Source organism: Streptomyces sp. S3(2020) (genome assembly GCF_013044505.1).
Lineage (GTDB): Bacteria > Actinomycetota > Actinomycetes > Streptomycetales > Streptomycetaceae > Streptomyces.
Genome location: NZ_JABERD010000531.1, coordinates 1 through 1,034 on the forward strand (window position 1 = coordinate 1; position 1,034 = coordinate 1,034).

Here is a 1,034-nt window from a genome sequence, read left to right on the forward strand (position 1 = left end):
GTGGGGTGGGGGGTGTGGATTGTCGGCGGGTGCGGGTTGAGTGTGGCTGGTCGCGCAGTTCCCCGCGCCCCTTGGCGGCGTCGGCCGACCCCGCGTTCAGGAGTTCTCGTAGGTCTCCCGCCCGCCTGCGCGCGTCCCTCACCGTCAGGGGCAGCGGGGACCAGCCCGCCAGGCGGCCCAGGTCCACCACCGGCGGGTACACCGGGGATACGGCCATGATCTCGGCCGGGTCGCCCAGTATCAGGGGTGCTCCCGGGCCCGGGAGGAGGGCGACCTGGTCGGCGTACTGGATGACCCGCTCCAGGCGGTGCTCGGCCATCAGGACCGTCGTCCCCAGGTCGTGGACCAGCCGCTGGACGACCGCGAGGACCTCCTCCGCGGCGGCCGGGTCCAGCGCGGAGGTCGGTTCGTCGAGGACGAGGACCTTCGGGTGCGGGGTGAGGACCGAGCCGATCGCCACGCGCTGCTGCTGGCCGCCGGAGAGGGTGGTGATGGGGCGGTCGCGGAGATCGGCCAGACCCAGGAGGTCCAGGGTCTCCTCCACCCGGCGGCGCATCACCTCCGGCGCGAGACCCAACGACTCCATGCCGTAGGCGAGTTCGTCCTCGACCGTGTCCGTCACGAAGTGGGACAGCGGATCCTGGCCCACCGTCCCCACCACGTCGGCGAGTTCACGCGGCTTGTGCGTACGGGTGTCACGGCCGGCCACCGTGACGCGGCCGCGCAGGGTGCCGCCGGTGAAGTGCGGGACGAGACCGCAGACGGAGTTGAGGACGGTCGACTTGCCGGTGCCGGACGGTCCCACGAGCAGGACGAGTTCCCCCTCGGGGACCTCGAAGTCCACGCCCCGGACGGTCGGTTCGGCCGCTCCGTCGTACGTCACGGAGACATCCTCGAAGCGGATCACGACGGCTCCTTGCAAGGCGCGATGAAGGCCGGGAGCAGGCCGACGAGGATCGCCGCCGCGGGCCAGAGGGGCAGGGTGGGGGCGACCGGCGGGGGCCGGGGCCCGGCCGCCCGCCACGCGGGGGGGG

1 protein-coding gene is annotated in these 1,034 nt (G+C 73.4%); it reads right to left on the minus strand.

From position 1 onward, the window contains the following. A partial coding sequence (locus HLK59_RS50160) for an ABC transporter ATP-binding protein (protein WP_346780020.1) occupies window positions 1–907 on the minus strand: 907 nt, incomplete at its 3' end. Between the last annotated feature and the right edge of the window lie 127 nt (window positions 908–1,034).